At 41.9% G+C, this 15,565-nt stretch carries 19 protein-coding genes, 1 tRNA gene and 1 riboswitch; of the genes, 10 read left to right on the top strand and 10 right to left on the bottom strand.

The annotated features are described in order from the left end of the window. Positions 1 to 6: 6 nt before the first annotated feature. Positions 7 to 873 carry an ABC transporter ATP-binding protein gene (locus tag SOO65_RS19090; protein WP_321394308.1) on the bottom strand — a complete coding sequence of 289 codons (867 nt, stop codon included), beginning with the start codon at positions 871 to 873 and terminating at the stop codon, positions 7 to 9. Positions 874 to 984: 111 nt separating this feature from the next. On the opposite strand from SOO65_RS19090, the gene SOO65_RS19085 reads away from it, so the two are divergent. Together SOO65_RS19085 and SOO65_RS19080 are read left to right on the top strand one after the other, a co-directional pair. Then, positions 985 to 1,617, top strand: coding sequence for a hypothetical protein (locus tag SOO65_RS19085; RefSeq protein WP_321394306.1), 633 nt, complete (start codon positions 985 to 987; stop codon positions 1,615 to 1,617). A gap of 65 nt (positions 1,618 to 1,682) precedes the next feature. After that, a complete protein-coding gene (locus SOO65_RS19080) occupies positions 1,683 to 2,069 on the top strand; it encodes a response regulator (protein ID WP_321394303.1) in 387 nt (128 codons plus the stop codon). On the opposite strand, the gene SOO65_RS19075 is transcribed toward SOO65_RS19080, so the two are convergent. The 4 genes from SOO65_RS19075 to SOO65_RS19060 form a co-directional block, all read right to left on the bottom strand. Beyond that, positions 2,066 to 4,270, bottom strand: coding sequence for a monovalent cation:proton antiporter family protein (locus SOO65_RS19075; RefSeq protein ID WP_321394300.1), 2,205 nt, complete (start codon positions 4,268 to 4,270; stop codon positions 2,066 to 2,068). The two genes, SOO65_RS19080 and SOO65_RS19075, sit on opposite strands and share 4 nt — an antisense overlap. Positions 4,271 to 4,279: 9 nt before the next feature. Beyond that, entirely contained in the window at positions 4,280 to 4,408 is a 129-nt protein-coding gene (locus SOO65_RS19070; RefSeq protein WP_321394297.1) for a hypothetical protein, read from the bottom strand. Positions 4,409 to 4,493: 85 nt separating this feature from the next. Then, the gene (locus SOO65_RS19065) at positions 4,494 to 4,811 is read right to left on the bottom strand and encodes a hypothetical protein (RefSeq protein ID WP_321394294.1); all 318 of its coding nucleotides are present in this window, start codon (positions 4,809 to 4,811) and stop codon (positions 4,494 to 4,496) included. 60 nt (positions 4,812 to 4,871) lie between these two features. After that, positions 4,872 to 5,237, bottom strand: coding sequence for a hypothetical protein (locus SOO65_RS19060; protein ID WP_321394291.1), 366 nt, complete (start codon positions 5,235 to 5,237; stop codon positions 4,872 to 4,874). A 152-nt stretch (positions 5,238 to 5,389) separates the two neighbouring features. Between SOO65_RS19060 and SOO65_RS19055 the strand changes: the two genes are divergently transcribed. The 3 genes from SOO65_RS19055 (at position 5,390) to SOO65_RS19045 (ending at position 8,928) form a co-directional block, all read left to right on the top strand. Next, positions 5,390 to 5,884, top strand: a complete 495-nt coding sequence (locus SOO65_RS19055; protein WP_321394289.1) for an Hsp20/alpha crystallin family protein — start codon at positions 5,390 to 5,392, stop codon at positions 5,882 to 5,884. Positions 5,885 to 5,957: 73 nt separating this feature from the next. After that, positions 5,958 to 8,336, top strand: coding sequence for an SPW repeat domain-containing protein (locus tag SOO65_RS19050; protein ID WP_321394286.1), 2,379 nt, complete (start codon positions 5,958 to 5,960; stop codon positions 8,334 to 8,336). A gap of 67 nt (positions 8,337 to 8,403) precedes the next feature. Then, a complete protein-coding gene (locus SOO65_RS19045; protein WP_321394283.1) occupies positions 8,404 to 8,928 on the top strand; it encodes a hypothetical protein in 525 nt (174 codons plus the stop codon). 39 nt (positions 8,929 to 8,967) lie between these two features. Here SOO65_RS19045 and SOO65_RS19040 read toward each other — a convergent pair whose 3' ends face one another. Continuing rightward, a complete protein-coding gene (locus SOO65_RS19040; protein WP_321394278.1) occupies positions 8,968 to 9,570 on the bottom strand; it encodes a CheB methylesterase domain-containing protein in 603 nt (200 codons plus the stop codon). Positions 9,571 to 9,688: 118 nt separating this feature from the next. On the opposite strand from SOO65_RS19040, the gene SOO65_RS19035 reads away from it, so the two are divergent. Then, complete coding sequence (locus SOO65_RS19035; RefSeq protein ID WP_321394274.1) at positions 9,689 to 10,306, top strand: cytochrome b/b6 domain-containing protein; 618 nt, start codon at positions 9,689 to 9,691, stop codon at positions 10,304 to 10,306. Next, positions 10,293 to 11,021 (top strand): molybdopterin-dependent oxidoreductase, encoded by a 729-nt coding sequence (locus SOO65_RS19030; protein WP_321394268.1) that lies wholly within the window; start codon positions 10,293 to 10,295, stop codon positions 11,019 to 11,021. Before SOO65_RS19035 ends, SOO65_RS19030 begins: the two co-directional genes overlap by 14 nt. A 22-nt stretch (positions 11,022 to 11,043) precedes the next feature. Here the strand turns inward: SOO65_RS19030 and crcB are convergent, their stop codons facing one another. Beyond that, on the bottom strand, positions 11,044 to 11,409 hold the full coding sequence (gene crcB / locus SOO65_RS19025; RefSeq protein ID WP_321394264.1) for a fluoride efflux transporter CrcB: 366 nt from the start codon (positions 11,407 to 11,409) through the stop codon (positions 11,044 to 11,046). Positions 11,410 to 11,434: 25 nt separating this feature from the next. Beyond that, positions 11,435 to 11,496: riboswitch (Fluoride riboswitch) on the bottom strand. A 52-nt stretch (positions 11,497 to 11,548) separates the two neighbouring features. Here crcB and SOO65_RS19020 point away from each other — a divergent pair. After that, positions 11,549 to 12,451, top strand: coding sequence for a DUF72 domain-containing protein (locus tag SOO65_RS19020; protein ID WP_321394262.1), 903 nt, complete (start codon positions 11,549 to 11,551; stop codon positions 12,449 to 12,451). Here SOO65_RS19020 and SOO65_RS19015 read toward each other — a convergent pair. Then, on the bottom strand, positions 12,442 to 13,227 hold the full coding sequence (locus SOO65_RS19015) for a nitroreductase family protein (protein WP_321394259.1): 786 nt from the start codon (positions 13,225 to 13,227) through the stop codon (positions 12,442 to 12,444). The genes SOO65_RS19020 and SOO65_RS19015 overlap by 10 nt on opposite strands. Next, a complete protein-coding gene (locus SOO65_RS19010) occupies positions 13,217 to 13,573 on the bottom strand; it encodes a hypothetical protein (RefSeq protein WP_321394254.1) in 357 nt (118 codons plus the stop codon). Before SOO65_RS19010 ends, SOO65_RS19015 begins: the two co-directional genes overlap by 11 nt. A gap of 221 nt (positions 13,574 to 13,794) precedes the next feature. On the opposite strand from SOO65_RS19010, the gene SOO65_RS19005 reads away from it, so the two are divergent. Both SOO65_RS19005 and SOO65_RS19000 read left to right on the top strand, forming a co-directional pair. Next, positions 13,795 to 14,889 (top strand): hypothetical protein, encoded by a 1,095-nt coding sequence (locus SOO65_RS19005; RefSeq protein ID WP_321394251.1) that lies wholly within the window; start codon positions 13,795 to 13,797, stop codon positions 14,887 to 14,889. Beyond that, positions 14,889 to 15,413 carry a hypothetical protein gene (locus SOO65_RS19000; protein ID WP_321394248.1) on the top strand — a complete coding sequence of 175 codons (525 nt, stop codon included), beginning with the start codon at positions 14,889 to 14,891 and terminating at the stop codon, positions 15,411 to 15,413. Before SOO65_RS19005 ends, SOO65_RS19000 begins: the two co-directional genes overlap by 1 nt. A gap of 49 nt (positions 15,414 to 15,462) precedes the next feature. On the opposite strand, the gene SOO65_RS18995 is transcribed toward SOO65_RS19000, so the two are convergent. After that, positions 15,463 to 15,548 (bottom strand) — tRNA-Leu (locus SOO65_RS18995). Between the last annotated feature and the right edge of the window lie 17 nt (positions 15,549 to 15,565).

Below are 15,565 nucleotides of genomic sequence, written 5' to 3'. Positions count from 1 at the left end.
GTATTTTCATAGCTCTTCACTCTGACTGTGATAGATATAAAGGTCTTCCAGCGTAATTGATCGCTTGTCTTCATGGATGCCATTCAAATCTAATGATTTAAAAGTTTCCTTGGAAACAAGGTATGTCTGGGAACCATCACTATTAATCCCGGCCCAGATACAATCTTTCTTCTGAAGCACCGGATGGGTTCCATCTTTGATTCTAATTTTTTTAAAATCAGATTTAATCTGGGCCAGCTCGGTTTGGAATTTGATTTTCTTATTGTTTAAGAAAATTACGTCTGAGCAATAGAACTGAACCTCTGTCACGATGTTTGTCGTGATGATCACTGTCCCGCCTTGAGATGTAAATTGTCTTAATAATGTTATGAAGTAGTTTCTGGTATAGGCATCTAAAACGGCAGTGACTTCGTCAATAAGTAGTAATTCTGGTTTTTGAGCGAGAGCAGACATCAAGACAATCTGCATCTTCTGACCTCTGGAGTAGGAACCAAATTGCTTACTAAGATCAAGCTTCACATCTTGAGCTAGTTTGTAAAAGTACTCTAGATCAAAATGATTAAAGAGCTTGGCGTATTCGGCCATGAATTTGTGGATGGTTTCTGGATAATCAAAGCGGATCTTCTCGGTAACAAGACCAATCTTATTTTTAAGTTCATAAGGATCTTTTTTAATATCTTGTCCGAATAGCTCGCATTCACCCTTAGATAGTTTCAATTGCCCCATCAGTAGGTTCAAGATGGTAGACTTGCCGGATCCATTTTGCCCTAGCAGTGCAGTGAACGAACCTTTCTTAATATTGAAAGAGATGTCTTCCAGGACCTTGTTAGCGCCAAATGCCATAGATAGGTTTTTAACTTCAATGATGTTCATTCCTCCTATTTTAGGGGAGGTGGGTGTCCATACCTTAAATTTTAAAAAACTTGAGTGAGCGCTCTTGAGGTAACCCCGCCTAATACCTATAATTTTGAATAGGAGAACCCTATGAAATATTTCTTTTTGTTTACCTTGCTGCTTGTAATTGGCTGTCAGGATGCCAAGAAAACTGGCCCTGTTCCAGAGAAAGTGGCCCAGTCCGAAGATGAATTATTGAAAGGTGATTTTGCCCTAATTCCTGCAATTAAAGGTCTTATGATTGAAGGTGGAGGCATGCAAAAAGAGGGTGATCTTATCATGACTGAAGATCTGGTCATCAAAGAATCAAAAACCAAAAAGGCCCTAGATGAGTTCCCAATGCTGGATTGGGGGTTGGTGGGATTCAAAGTTGATGGGCAAGTCTTAAGAGTTCAGCCCGTCAAAGATGTTATGGAGATTGAATACTTCGCGGATGAGAATGAGAAAATCAAGCGAACTGTGAAATGTGAATTTAAGAGTCAAAATCAAAATGAAACTTACGAAGACCTCATGAAGAATGCTCGATCAGCAAAGCCTGACTGGGAAGATGTCTTCGAAGGATTGGCAAACCTGGCCAAAGAGGGCCATAAGTCCAGCTACAATTTTTTCATGGAGCCTTCAGCTGAAGACAAGAAGCTCTATCAAGCCGGTAGCGCTGTGGCCTCAGTCGATGAGATCTTTAGAATTCTCAGCTATATGAAGAAGAATGGTTGTAAGTGGTGAGTATTAAGAAAAATTAGAAAAGAAGTCATTGGACTGCTGTTGAAATTCCTTGTTATAAGCCCAACATGGAAATCAAACAGCGCGCAGTTATTCTCATCGTTGATGACCAACCTGAATTGCTATCGGTTATGGGCATGTACTTTGAGCACTATGGATATCGTCACTTCAAAGCAGCAAGTGCTCTCGCTGCTCTGGAAATCTTAGAAAAAGAAAAAATTGATTTAGTGATTTGTGATCTCGTCATGCCACGTATCGGTGGGCTTGAACTTTTAAAAAGAATTCGAGAAAGTCAAAGTGATGCGCCCTACTTTATTTTTTGTAGTGGCTTCTGTGATGTTCCTTTCGCTCAACCTTATCCAGAAGGAGTTCTAGGTTTTATTCAGAAGCCTTTTACCATGATGGATTTAATGGACAAGGTCGCCGCTCAGCTAAAACAACTTGAGATTACCTAGCTAAAATCACCTAGAAGAGTTTCAAGCATTGAATTTTCACCAACGATCCACAGTGTATCGTTGATCTTCAATTCAAAATCAGTATCAGGGTTAATGATACGAGCATGTTCTCTCTCAATCCCCACAACCATAGCGTGATATTTCTCACGAATACCTGATTGTCTGATCGTGAGACCTACCACCGGAGATTTGGCAGTAAGTTTCATATGCTTCAAGCGATAATTAGTGCTTGAAGAGAACCTGTTTGCAATATTTACCGGGATCTCTAGATCAGGACGGGCCTGATCTAGTTGATCATCGGTTCCTAATACAATCAAGGTATCCCGAGGAAGGAGAACCTCCTGGGGCTTAGGAGCAATGATAGTTTCCATTCCACGTTGAATGGCAACGATGTTAATACCGTACTTATTTCTGAGCTGTGCCTGCATAAGAGACTTGTTAACCAAGTTGGCGTTCGGGTGAACTTCGATGTTAACTAAGTGCGAGTCCCAAGGAGCAAGGTTCGTTAGTACATGAGTTTTTGTTTCAGTTTTCTTGTCTTCAAATGTTTCAAGGAACGTGCGTTCAAACCACTTGTAGTAAGACTCAAGTTTTCGATAAAGCGACAGGTATACAACGATGATCAGTAGAATCGTTACTGGTAGAATGTATCTAAGTGAGAAGTACTTGGTACTTAAATAACCAATCCAAACAGCAGTTAAAATCGGGAAAGAGAGAACAATGATGGCCTTGAAGAAGTTCTTCTCTTTGCGAATTCGTAGATAGTTTTTCTTTGAGGTGAAAATCATGCCCCAAATAAACGGCGAGGCGATTGCCAAAGTAATAAACCAGGTAATGACTGCAGACCACTTAGATTCAATAAGCGGAGCAATGGTGGTTAGACCGAGGTTGAAAATGAAAGTCACGATGATCCCGTTAAGGGCCCAACGAGCAATAATCAGAATAATATCTTTGTTCTTTGAACCGCCGGTCTTGCGATATTCACTCCATACCATATAGCGGTTAAGATTATTACGAAGTTTCCAGGGAAGCTTGTCTTCAATCGTGTCAGCAATCTTACCTGAATACTTAATCATGTATGGAGTGGTGAAAGTTGTTACGAGAGAAACCGCCACCCCAATCGGGTAAAGCTTGTTACTGATCGCATTTAGACCCACCCCAAGTGAGGCGATGATGAATGAGAACTCACCAATCTGAGCAAGACCCATACCGACTTGAAGTGAGTTTTTAAAAGACTGACCTGAAATCAAAGCACCGAATGAGGTCGAGAAAATCTTACCAAAGATCGTTACAAGACATAGGAGAGCGATAGTTTCCTTATATTCCCACATGATCTTGGGATCAATCAGCATTCCGATAGAAACGAAGAAGATCGCACCGAAAAGATCTTTAAGTGGTGCCATGAGTTCTTCGATCTCATGGATAATATCAGTTTCGGCGAGGATTGAACCCATGATGAAGGCACCCAGAGCGGTTGAGTAACCTAAGTGAGAAGCAAGTACCACCAACCCTAAGCACAGAGCGATGGACACCAGTGTAAGCATTTCTTTATTACCTGACTTCCCGATATAGGAAACAAGGCGAGGAACAATAAAGTAACCAGTGATGAACCAGCTACCTACAACAAGAAGAAGATTAAGACCTGCAGAGAGAAGGGCGACAACTGAGAAGGTTTGAGTCGTTGCAACCGTTGTAAGACCAACAAGTAGAAGGATCGCAATAAGATCCTCTACAATTAAAATCCCGAAGATCAAACTCGCAAATCGATGGTTCTTTAATTTGAGTTCTTCCAGGGCCTTAATAATGATCGTAGTTGATGAAACTGATAGCATCGCACCTAGGAAAAGACTGTCCATCGAAGACCAGCCTAACCATTGTCCAAGACCAAATCCTACAAACAGAAAGAAGAGTACTTCGAAGCCGGCACCTAAGGCCGCAGTTAGTCCCACGCTCAGGAGTTTTCTGAAACTGAATTCAAGTCCCAGTGTAAACATCAGAAAAATCACGCCTAATTCAGCGAGAGTTTGAATACTCGGAATATCGATTACCAGTTTTGCAGGTGGGGTATATGGACCCACGATTACACCAGCGATGATGTAACCCAACACAACTGGTTGGCGAATCTTCTGAAAGATAAAGCTCATGATTCCGGCAATACCAAGAATCAGGGCCAAATCAATAATGAGCGGGGCTAAGTGCATAAGACCTTTTTAATTAAATTTCATCTCGACCCAGATTAACACGCCAATGATGATGAAAGTAGAAAGAACTATAAGGACTGATTTTAGAGAAAGTGCTTTTTGAGTTGTGTCATTTGAAACAGTTTTTTGGGTCTTCATATTGAGCTCTTTAGTTAAAGTCGTAATTCGAGATGTGCTGAAACAGCACAACTAAGCAACATGTAGTATTGCAGGAGAATGTGACTTAAACGGGAGGAGCTCGGGCCTGAGAAGGGCCTCTAGCGAGAGACTCATTGTGAATGATTTGTGAGTTCTCAGGTAACTCGGCCAAGAATGTTTTAGGAGCAAGAGATAATGTATCTGGGAGCGGAGCAAGGTCCTGAGTAACTAAGCGTTTGACGGTAGTGGTCGTAAGTTGTTCTAGAACGATCAATGTATGAGCAGTGCGTTCAGAACGAGAAACGCGATTAGATGACGATAATGGACCATCAAGTTCAGGAAGACTTGTAAATGGAATGTTAAAGAGAAAGCTGAATAGAACGAAGAGCTTTAGTACTTGCACTAGCCAACTATAGCAGATTTGCCACAAAGGGCAATCTGAGTTTTACACTCCATGACATTACTATAACTTGCATCCATCTATAAAACCTGACGGACATGTCCATCTTGTATTTATTGCACAGCTCGGTCCTGGAACAGGAACACACTGATGCGTATCAGTTGCTCCAATTTCACAACCATCGCGAAAATGCTCAGGACAAAGAATAGCAATTTCAAATTCACATGCCGGGCCTTCTTCTTTCATTACGCATTGATGCTTGGTTGTTTCACCAGTCATGCATCCATCAATGTATCCATTGGGACAAATCAACGCGTATTCAAAGCGACATGAAGTAAATTCCCGGGCCTTACAAATATGGTTCTGCTTTGCCAGGACTTCGGTAGCGCTTAGTAACGTAAAAATGAACAAAAGAATAATGGTCTTCATGGTCCCTCCAAAAGTGGAGTGATTAGACTCAAAATTTCCGGGGGATGAAATTTTATAAATTCTAAATTTTAGTCGTGAAGCATAGTTGCGTCTTTTGAGAACTACCGCCTCATCGATAGAATCATGTTTTAGAATTTCAAAGGAGTGAATATATGGCATCACGAAATTTACCGACAGAGAGAAATGAAAGAGGACTGAATCCATTGGCATCTTTTAGAAATGAAATGAATGATTTCTTCGATCGATTTGCCAGAGAAATTTTTCCAAGTGATCAATCGAGTTTCATGCCCAAGCTTGAAGTACGTGACGCTGGTTCAAAGTATGAGCTATCGGCAGAACTTCCGGGGATGAAAGAAGATGATATCAATATTTCTCTGAAAGATAATATGTTGATTATCGAAGGCGAGAAGAAAAACGAAAATAAGAAAGAAGGGAAGGGCTTTTACCGTTCAGAGATTTCTTACGGTAGTTTCTATCGCGCCATTCCTCTGGCAGGAGACGTGAATCCTGAAACTGTGTCCGCCACTTATAAAGATGGCGTTCTTCGCATCTCCTTGGACAAAAATGCCGAAGTCGAGTCAAAGTCCAAAAAGATTGCGATCAATAAAACAGGTTCCGCCGATAAAAATCTCTCTAACCGCCATTAATTGACTTAGTTCATTTTTTACCTCTCTTGGTCCCTGTATTGCACTTAATGGTAATGCACGAGAGAGGTATAAAATGGCGGATAAAGAAATCATTTTAATAACGGGTAGTAGCGGCTATATCGGTCGGTCACTGGCCGCCAGGCTTGTGGAAAAATATCACGTTATTGGTCTCGATCTCGGAATTCCCGAGAAAAAAATTCCCAACGTAACTTATAAATCTTTAGACATTTCTTCCTCTAAAAACATCGAAAATGTCCTTGATGAAATTTATGATGAATTCGGGAGCAGAATCAACTCCGTCATTCATCTCGTGGCCTACTATAGTTTTTCTGGTCAACCCAGTTCCAAGTATCAAGAGATAACAGTTGATGGAACTAAAAACTTCCTAAGTTCACTTCTTCGTCATTTTCATTTGGATCAGTTCATCTTTTCCAGCACCATGCTGGTACATGCTCCGACAAGACCGTGTGATAAAATCTCTGAGGAATCAGAGGTCGCAGCAGGATGGCCTTATCCCCAATCTAAAGTCGCGGCCGAGAGGGCCATTCGTGAGGTTAAAGGCGACACTCCAGTTGTCTACTTACGAATGGCCGGAGTCTACGATGACTACGGACACTCGATCCCTATCGGTCAACATATTGCCCGAGTCTACGAGCAACAAATTAGTTCAGCTCTTTTTCCCGGTAACGCCAATCATGGCCAGTCATACCTTCACTTAGATGATCTGATTCATGCTATGGAATTACTGATTGAGAAACGAACTTCACTGCCTTCTGAACTGACATTATTGTTAGGTGAGGAAGATGTGATGACCTATAGAGAGCTGCAAGAACGGATTGGAACTCTTCTGCACGAGTCACCATGGCCTACGATAAAAATTCCTGCCTTTATTGCGTCGGCCGGTGCTTTTGTTCAGCAAAGAACTCCTTTCATGCGCGAGCCTTTCATTAAGCCATGGATGATTCCCTTTGCTGATGATCATTATGAACTTGATATGAGTAAGGTGAGATCACATCTTAATTGGTCACCGACACATAAACTTCGAGATACTCTTCCAAGTATCATCAGTTCCCTCAAAGAGAATCCCGAACGATGGTATAAAGAACATAAAATGATACCACCTGCCTGGCGAAGCCTTGTGACGTCCAACTTCGAGGAGACCTCTTATCGGACGATGGCCATCATCAATATATTTTTGGGACTTTGGCTTTTCGCGAATCCCTTTACTTTTGGCGACATTTCTCGTGGAGAATTTTGGAGTGAAGTGATTTCCGGTGTTCTCATTACCTTTACCGCCGCTTTAAGTTTGTTTCCCACCCTTCGTTGGGTACGTTGGATTAATACGGTCTTTGCTGCTTGGTTAATGTTTTCTCCTCTTATCTTTTGGACCCAATCGGCAGCAGCGTATTCAGCCGATACCTTACTGGCCTCGATTATTTTACTATTGAGTGCATATACGCCTTCCAAAGATCCGAATGCACCTAATGAGCTTCCTCCCGGGTGGACTTATAATCCATCGTCATGGAGACAGCGTCTCCCCATCATGATGTTAGGCTTCACAGGATTCTTACTCGCCCGATACCTGGCCGCGTTTCAATTAGGTCATATTTCGAATGCCTGGGATCCTTTCTTTGGTAATGGAACCGAAACCATTCTTCATTCGGATGTTTCAAAAGCGTTTCCAATTTCTGATGCAGGTCTGGGTGCCCTGTCTTATGTTTTGGATGTGATCGCTGCTGCGATTGGTGATAAGAATCGCTGGAGAACAATGCCATGGATGGTGATCTTGTTTGGTTTTTTCATTGTACCAACCGGTGTTACCAGTATAACTCTCGTCATGCTTCAACCAATTGGTGTAGGGGCCTGGTGTACTATCTGTTTACTTGCTTCGTTTGTGATGTTGATCATGGTTCCTCCATCTGTGGATGAGGTCTGTGCTTCGGTACAGTTTTTAAGAAGAAGTGTGCGAAGTGGTCGACCATTCTGGAGAACCTTCTGGTTCGGGGACACAGAAGTTCAAGGTGAATTTACGCGACCTAAGTTGGATGAAGGAGGAGTACCTTATAATCTGATTGCGAGTACTGTTTTGGGTTGCTGGCTCATGGCAACTCCGGGTGTATTCGGAATAACCGGAAGTGCCGCTAACAACATTTGGATTTCCGGGGCCCTGATCACGACTTTTGCTGTTATTGCTTTTGCTGAGGTTGCACGAATTGTACGTCTCTTTAACGTGGTCTTTGGTGCGTGGTTAGTACTTTCCACCTTCTTTATAGGCGAGATGTCCCTCGGGGCCAAACTCCATTCTTTGGTGATAGGAGCCCTTTTAGTCGCCTTAAGTTTCCCACGGGGAAAAATCTCCGAGCACTTTGGGGCCCTCGACAAATGGGTCCGCTGGACTCCTTTGGATCTGGCACGCTGGTATCAAAGAGCTAACCGTATTCAACAAAAATAAATCTGATTGCTAACGGACAAAGTCATAGGTAGCCTAATAATATCTATTTATTTATGGAGGAATTACCATGACGTTTCCAAAAGAGATTTCTGATCATCATAAGGAAAATCTAACTCAAAAGTGTCACTACCTAGTAGGTCAGTTTAAGAATAAAGACCTGGCCCTATGGGAAAAATACAAAGCTCGTCTTGCGACTCTTAAGCCAGAAGAATCTTGGGATTTCTTCCACGAAATGCTTGTTGAGTATCAGAAGCTTGTAGATAAGCCGGATCTTCCGAAAGAAGAACCAGTTAAAGCTAAAGCTGAAAAGAAAGCTCCTGCTGCAAAAGCTCCAGTAGCTAAGAAAGCCGCTCCTGCGAAAAAAGAAGCTCCAAAAGCTGCTGCGAAAGCACCTGCTAAGAAAGCTGAAAAGAAAGTTGCTAAAAAAGCAGCGAAGAAAGCTCCTGCTAAGAAAGCCGCTAAAAAAGTTACAAAGAAAGCTGCTCCTAAAAAAGCGGTTAAGAAAGCTCCAGCTAAGAAGGCCGCTCCTAAGAAAGCAGTTAAGAAAGCTCCAGCTAAGAAAGTTGCCAAAAAAGCAGCGAAGAAAAAGTAATCCATCTGGCCTGGAGAGTTTGTCACTCTCTGGGCCTTTCTATCCAAGTACCAAAGCATCTTTTCTCTCCGGCCAAATTCTCAAAGTTTTAAGCTTCTGCGCAATTTTATTCAAAGGTAAAATGACATCAATGGCCCCAAGGTCCACCGCCGCCTTTGGCATTCCGTAAACAATGCTGGTTGCTTCATCTTGAGCAATATTAAAACTTCCATTTCTTTTCATGATCTCCAGACCCTTAGCACCATCTTTGCCCATACCTGTAAGAATGACTCCAATGGCCTTCTTACCATAATGTTTAGCAACGGAATTAAAGAGATAGTCTGCTGCAGGTCGAACACCATGTTGAGGATCTGCTTTATGAAGGATCACGATGTTAAATGGAAAGGCTTGAGCAACTTCCATATGATATCCAGCAGGTGCAATCAGAACTCTTCCTGGAAGAATTTCATCTCCGTGACATGCTTCTTTTACTTCGAATGGCACTACTTTGTTTAATCCATTGGCCAGCATCTTTGTGAAGCCCACTGGCATATGCTGCACGATTAGAATTGGCGGAATATTTTCGCCGAATTGTGACAATAACGCTCTTAAAGCTTCTGGTCCCCCAGTTGAAGACGCGATTGTTAAAATATGTGAATTCATAAACACTCCTCGTTTCGTTTTCACAAGCTGATCTTAGTCATAGATTGTGAAAGGAATATGAATCCATGCGCCTTTCCCTAACTTCTTGCTTTTAAGAGGATACTCCTCGGAGGAGTGAATGAAGTTTATTGAAAAACATTCTCGTATTTTACGAATATGCCATTGGTTTAATTTCTTCTTTTTATTCCTCATGATCTGGAGTGGAATTTTAATCTATTGGGCCCATCAGGCCTACATTGTTGTGCCAGAGAATGTGGCAGAACAATTAGGAATTGATCATCGATTAGCAGAGGGAATGGGATGGCATTTTTTTATTATGTGGCCCTTCGCTTTGAATGGCATCGTTTATGTTGTCTATTTGGCTCTAAGTGGAGATTGGAAATTTCTATTTCCTGATCGTCAGTCATTTAGAGAAGTCATTCCGGTGGTGTTGCATGATTTGAAGCTGCGTTCGCATGCTCCTCCTATCAGAGGTAAGTATAATGCCGCTCAAAGAGTTGCTTACTTCATGGTCATACTCATGGGGCTTGGTTCCCTTCTTACAGGACTTGCGATTTATAAACCGGTTCAAGTCGGATGGCTCACAGCTTTGCTGGGAGGTTATCCATTCGCGCGATTTCTTCATTTCATATTAATGCTGGGATTTGTTTTCTTTTTTATCATTCATGTCATTCAAGTTTTACGAGCAGGATGGAACAACCTTAGATCAATGATTGCGGGGTATGAGATTGAATAAAAGACTTTTGATTTCACTCATTGTTGGTCTTGTTTTAGTTGTAGGTTTTTTTACGACCTTTAACTATATTCAAAAAGGTCCTAAAATAGATGGGGCCCCATCTGCGCTTCGCCATTCTTTTATGTGGAATGAAAAGGTGTGGTCGATTCTTTCTTCCGCCAGACGGATGTCAGTCAAGAAACCTAAACCACCTAAAGGCAAAGCTCCCAGAGTCAACGGAATGCTGGGCCTCGAGTCGCCAGTCGATCTTAAAAATTATGTCGTAACTGTGGAGAGTGGAAATAAAGAACTAAAATTGCCTTTGGGAATGTTTCATCTCATTTCAAAGTCCAGTTACTCCACTGACTTTCGCTGTATCGAAGGATGGAGTGAGGAGACCCATTATGCTGGGGCAAGGTTTTCAGATTTCATGAAGTATTATGATTTGGGGAAAAAAGCCGACGGCACTTACTACCAATATGTTGGCCTAGAGACACCTGATGGTAAATATTATGTTTCCATTGATATGGAATCCATGATGCATGAACAAACCGTTCTGGCCTATGAAATGAACGAGGCACCACTGTCTCTTGAAAACGGAGCGCCCATTCGACTCATTATTCCCATTAAATACGGTATTAAGAGCTTAAAACGCATAGGCCGGATATTTTTCTCGGACTCAAGACCACCTGATTACTGGGCCGAGCGTGGATATGACTGGTACTCGGGTCTATAGGATCGTCTACCCTTGAAATCATCTAAATCGTGATCGATTGTCCGATCCACACCAGTAGAACTCCTAAAATAAAATTCAACAGTACATTGGCAATGGCCGCCAATGGAAAACTATGTTGTGCGAGTTGAAGCGTTTCTACTGTCAAGGTCGAAAACGTCGTAAATGATCCTACAAAGCCAATCGAAAATAGCATGAAGTGATGCTTTTGATGGGGAAGTGCTTTTGTTGCAAAACCTAGAACGAGACCGGCAATAAAACATCCAACCAGGTTTATGAATAGTGTGGCGAAAGGAAAATTGTGTGGGGGAAAAGAACGTTCAATTTGATAAATGAGATAACGGCCAATGGCACCTAAGCTTCCTGCTAAACCAACTAATAAAATATCCATACATCCTCCTACTATGAGCAAGTCTCGTTTAGTAGGAGTCATTAGCACTAGGGCGGTTATAAGGCAGACTCCATTGCCGTTCTCCCAGCATAGCAACTTGTGATGGAATTTTCAATTCGATCATTTTACTATCGAATCTATGGAATTCGGTAAATTAGAAGATATCTCATTAGTTGACTGGCACATGCCTTCAGATGATCCCAAGAATGCTGGTCGTTTATTAACGGCCCAGAAAGATCATAAGCTATACTTCGGCTCTCCTGCCTGGGGAAATAAGCATTGGGTAGGGAAGATCTATCCAGCTAAGACTCCACCGGAAAAGTTTCTTTATTACTATTCCCGAAACTTTAACAGCATTGAGCTCAATACCACTCATTATCGTATTCCAGATGAAGCGACTGTCAAAGAATGGACCTCGCAGGTTCCTGAGGATTTCCTCTTTTGCCCAAAGCTCTTCAAAGATATTTCACATAACAGAGTTGGCATGGTGGATAAACCACTTCTCAATTCCTGGTTGGACACACTTCCGTACTATGGAAAGAATCTTGGACCTTGCTTTGTGCAGTTTCACGAACAGTTTTCTTATACCGATAAGGTTCTCTTATTCAAATTTTTAGAGAATTGGCCCAGTGACTTTAGGCTCTCGTTGGAGCTTCGTCATCCTAGCTGGTTTGAAAATGGTAAAATTCTTCCGGCCCTTACTGATTATCTTAATAAAAAGAACATAGGTCTGGTGATTACAGATGTGGCAGGGAGAAGAGATGTGCTTCATAGTTCAGTCTCCGCGCCCTGGACCATGATCCGTCTGATTGGAAATGATCTTGATCCAAGTGATGAGATTCGATTGTATGATTGGGCAGAGAGATTAAATTCTTGGGCGCAAATGGGACTTCAGGAAACCTTTCTCTTTCTACACCAAGAAGCAGATACTCACACCATCGAGTTCGCTCAAATGGCGGAAGAAATCTTTAATGGCGAAGGATTCCCTGATGTACCTAACTTCACCATTGAAGAAGAAAGAGATCTCTTTAACTACGAGTGATTCATAAAGTTCTGTTCACTTAAATAGGTAAGCACATTTTGCGAGTAGGTAATGTGAGACTCTCTGGTATATTTTACTTTCGTATATACCTCTGCCAAGTTTGTGGCACGATGTTTTTTCATCATCTTTTTTAACTCAGGCACTTCTGAATAGCGTTTCATCCCGAGTGTTTCTCGCTCTTGATAAATCTCACCAACTTGTTCTGGTGTGTAGTCCTGGTATTTCTCCTGATGAATCACACCTGAAAGGGGAAGGCGCTTTCTCACTTCAGGTGCTTCGTCTGGATATCCCAATGAAAAGCCCACCACCGGCACTACATTGGCAGGACAATTTAAGACCCGTCCTATCTCATGAGCATTAGCGAGAGTAGTGCCCATGAAACAAATTCCAAGACCAACAGATTCCGCCAAGAGGGCAAAGTTCTGAGCTACCAAGGTTGCATCAATGCTTGCGATCATAAAGCTCATATAATTATCAAAGTTCATTGGGGCCCGATTCTGTCTTACCCACTTTCGCATACGATTAAAGTCCGCGCAGAAGGTAATCAAGACAGGAGCATCTAAGACCATGCTTTGTTTAAAATGCAGAGGATAAAGTTTCTTTCGAAGTTTTTTATCTTTGGTCACGATTATGCTGTAACTCTGCATGTTCCCGGATGAGGATGCATTCATGGCGGTCTCAGCGATCTGGTGAATGATATCATCTGAGACTTCTTGGTCCTTATATTTTCTAATAGAGCGATGACTTGCAATTCCTTCAAAGATTTTATTCTGCATAAATCCTCTTCCCAACAATTGAATAGCGCTGGTTTTCGATGGTGAGTTCGCCATCGAGATTTTGAAAATCGTTAACTGATCTCAACTGATAGCTTGCCTTAAGAGGGGAGCCATTCTCGATGGTGGAAATATCAAAAGTGATGAGCTTTCGATCGTGCTTTACCGTCAGCATTTTAGTGGTGAATTGGCCGGGAACGGTGACAGTCCCTTCGAGCTTGGGAGTTTTGATGGAATTCACGATCATGAGGTCCTTAAAGACCGTATTGTTGATTTTGGTGTCCAGGAGGTAGATCTCCATGGCCTGGGCCTGACTGATAAATAATAGAAATGTGATAAAAAACTTCATTTAAACCCCTTTTGTTGGTTGCTTAAAAGCTATCCGAGGGGATAGTTAATAAAAAGTGAAATGATTTTCATTATAGTTAACTGTTAGTTAATGATCTTTATCACTCAAAAAAATCAAATTTAATCAATGATTATGAATAAATTACTGACCTTAAGTTTAAATTAATCTCGGTATGGCGGTATCTGTTAAATTGAAAGCATAACGAATACTGAGGAATAGTTATGAGAAGAGTCGCCTTAATAGCATGTGTTCTGACCCTATCTTTTGCTGCAACAGCGGGGGAAAAATTTGGTGGCATTGATTTTCATTCTTCTCTACCTGCTTCACAAGTCAGGACCCTTAAACAAGACATCTCTTATCTTTACAAAAATCCAATTAATGAGACTGATCCCCAGTTTAAAACCATGGCTAATCTCTCAAAAGTAGATGGGCCTAACATGTATAACTGGATTTACAACCGTGTGAAATATGTCCTCGGACAATCCTATGACCCAAGAGGGAAGAACATTGTTAAACAGAAGGGACATGTCTTTCCTTCGACCCCTCTGCCTCCCTCGGTAGCCAATGGGAACGCTCAATTCTGGGGCGTGATGATTATGTACAACATGGCGGCCGAGCTTTATGTCGCTGGTAAAAAAGAGAAAACTTTAATGGGACTACGCCTCGATGATGGGACCGTTTACGCTACCTCTCCACGTGCCGGTATTATTCAGGTAGGTGAAGGACTTTTCCTGGAAAGACTACTCGTCAATAAAGAGCCACTCTCTGAAGCAAATACCATTAAAAGACTTGGAACGATTTTCCATGAGGCCCGTCATGGAGACGGTCACTCTGAGCATATTGGCTTTATTCACGCCCCTTGTCCTTCAGGACACGTATTGTCCGGCTTAGAGGCCTGCGAGCCTTATAGTAACGGTTCTTATTCACTTGAGGCAGTGGCGACTAAGACAATGTTACTGAATTGTAAAACTTGTTCAAATGAAGATAAAGGCAAACTGACTGCCGCGATTGCGGATGCTTATGGCCGAGTGATAGTGAGATCCCATGTTAAAACTGAAGCAGAACTGTTGGCCGAAATTGCTACTTATCAACAAGTGATAGATTTTTATGTTGGCTACCTCGCCAAAAATCCGGTGCCAGCTTATGTTCAAGAATTAGAACGGATGAGAGCAAAGAAAAAGGAAAGCGAAGATCAACTTAAAGAACTGAAAACTCCAGCGTTTGCAAAAGCGATGGATCCGAAACCAGAAGGAAGTTTCAAAGAAGCATCGGTGGAAGAAACATCCAAACTGATGAATGCTTCTCTAAGAAAATAATGAGAAAGAAACTAATTATCATAACTTTGATTTTTGTATCCATCATCGTTTTGAAATCGATGTCGGGGACAACTGAAAAAATTGATGGGCAGGTAAATCATAGCTCTCTTTCAGTGCAGTCAAAACCCATCGACCTTGGAGTAGATGAGACAAAACCGGTTGTTAATGATGATCAATCTGATTTTCAAGATGAGTTGGACCGTCATTTAAAAAAACTTCCAACCATGGGTGATTTGAAAAACTTAACAGCAGAAGAAGTTCATCACACTCCGGAGATCATACTTGAAGGTGGAGGGCTCATCGGTAAAGTTTATGATGAAGCGGAAAGGGAACCCAAAAAAAGATTAGATGCTATGAATTTCTTTAAGAAGTGTGCCGTGGATCAAGAGATAGCTACTTCGATCAGAGCAATGTGCTTAAATAAAATTCTAAGTCAGGTTCCCCTGTGGAATATTCCCATGTCCGTGACAGATGCAGAAATTTCATCAGAAGTTTTTGAGCTGGCCATGAAGTTGCCTAGATAGCAGAAAATAAAAAAGGACCTTTGCAGGTCCTTCTTATTTCATTTTTAAGTGGTGGCTCCCCCGAGACTCGAACTCGGACGTTGTTGCCAACGGCGGATTTTGAATCCGCTACGTCTACCATTCCGTCAGGAAGCCACACAGACTAACGATTC

The sequence above is a fragment of the Peredibacter starrii genome (assembly GCF_034259205.1).
GTDB classification, from domain to species: domain Bacteria; phylum Bdellovibrionota; class Bacteriovoracia; order Bacteriovoracales; family Bacteriovoracaceae; genus Peredibacter; species Peredibacter starrii.
Note: the sequence above shows the minus strand (reverse complement) of the source record. Positions and strands in the feature narration are given on the sequence as shown.

What these genes read in the sequence shown, in the direction of transcription:
- SOO65_RS19035 (WP_321394274.1), top strand. Translation starts at nt 9,689, where the DNA reads ATGAAGTTTATTGAAAAACATTCTCGTATTTTACGAATATGCCATTGG.
- SOO65_RS19060 (WP_321394291.1), bottom strand. Translation starts at nt 5,237, where the DNA reads ATGAAGACCATTATTCTTTTGTTCATTTTTACGTTACTAAGCGCTACC.
- SOO65_RS19050 (WP_321394286.1), top strand. Translation starts at nt 5,958, where the DNA reads ATGGCGGATAAAGAAATCATTTTAATAACGGGTAGTAGCGGCTATATC.
- SOO65_RS19070 (WP_321394297.1), bottom strand. Translation starts at nt 4,408, where the DNA reads ATGAAGACCCAAAAAACTGTTTCAAATGACACAACTCAAAAAGCACTT.
- SOO65_RS19005 (WP_321394251.1), top strand. Translation starts at nt 13,795, where the DNA reads ATGAGAAGAGTCGCCTTAATAGCATGTGTTCTGACCCTATCTTTTGCT.
- crcB (WP_321394264.1), bottom strand. Translation starts at nt 11,409, where the DNA reads ATGGATATTTTATTAGTTGGTTTAGCAGGAAGCTTAGGTGCCATTGGC.
- SOO65_RS19075 (WP_321394300.1), bottom strand. Translation starts at nt 4,270, where the DNA reads ATGCACTTAGCCCCGCTCATTATTGATTTGGCCCTGATTCTTGGTATT.
- SOO65_RS19080 (WP_321394303.1), top strand. Translation starts at nt 1,683, where the DNA reads ATGGAAATCAAACAGCGCGCAGTTATTCTCATCGTTGATGACCAACCT.
- SOO65_RS19090 (WP_321394308.1), bottom strand. Translation starts at nt 873, where the DNA reads ATGAACATCATTGAAGTTAAAAACCTATCTATGGCATTTGGCGCTAAC.
- SOO65_RS19000 (WP_321394248.1), top strand. Translation starts at nt 14,889, where the DNA reads ATGAGAAAGAAACTAATTATCATAACTTTGATTTTTGTATCCATCATC.
- SOO65_RS19010 (WP_321394254.1), bottom strand. Translation starts at nt 13,573, where the DNA reads ATGAAGTTTTTTATCACATTTCTATTATTTATCAGTCAGGCCCAGGCC.
- SOO65_RS19055 (WP_321394289.1), top strand. Translation starts at nt 5,390, where the DNA reads ATGGCATCACGAAATTTACCGACAGAGAGAAATGAAAGAGGACTGAAT.
- SOO65_RS19030 (WP_321394268.1), top strand. Translation starts at nt 10,293, where the DNA reads ATGAGATTGAATAAAAGACTTTTGATTTCACTCATTGTTGGTCTTGTT.
- SOO65_RS19040 (WP_321394278.1), bottom strand. Translation starts at nt 9,570, where the DNA reads ATGAATTCACATATTTTAACAATCGCGTCTTCAACTGGGGGACCAGAA.
- SOO65_RS19015 (WP_321394259.1), bottom strand. Translation starts at nt 13,227, where the DNA reads ATGCAGAATAAAATCTTTGAAGGAATTGCAAGTCATCGCTCTATTAGA.
- SOO65_RS19020 (WP_321394262.1), top strand. Translation starts at nt 11,549, where the DNA reads ATGGAATTCGGTAAATTAGAAGATATCTCATTAGTTGACTGGCACATG.
- SOO65_RS19045 (WP_321394283.1), top strand. Translation starts at nt 8,404, where the DNA reads ATGACGTTTCCAAAAGAGATTTCTGATCATCATAAGGAAAATCTAACT.
- SOO65_RS19085 (WP_321394306.1), top strand. Translation starts at nt 985, where the DNA reads ATGAAATATTTCTTTTTGTTTACCTTGCTGCTTGTAATTGGCTGTCAG.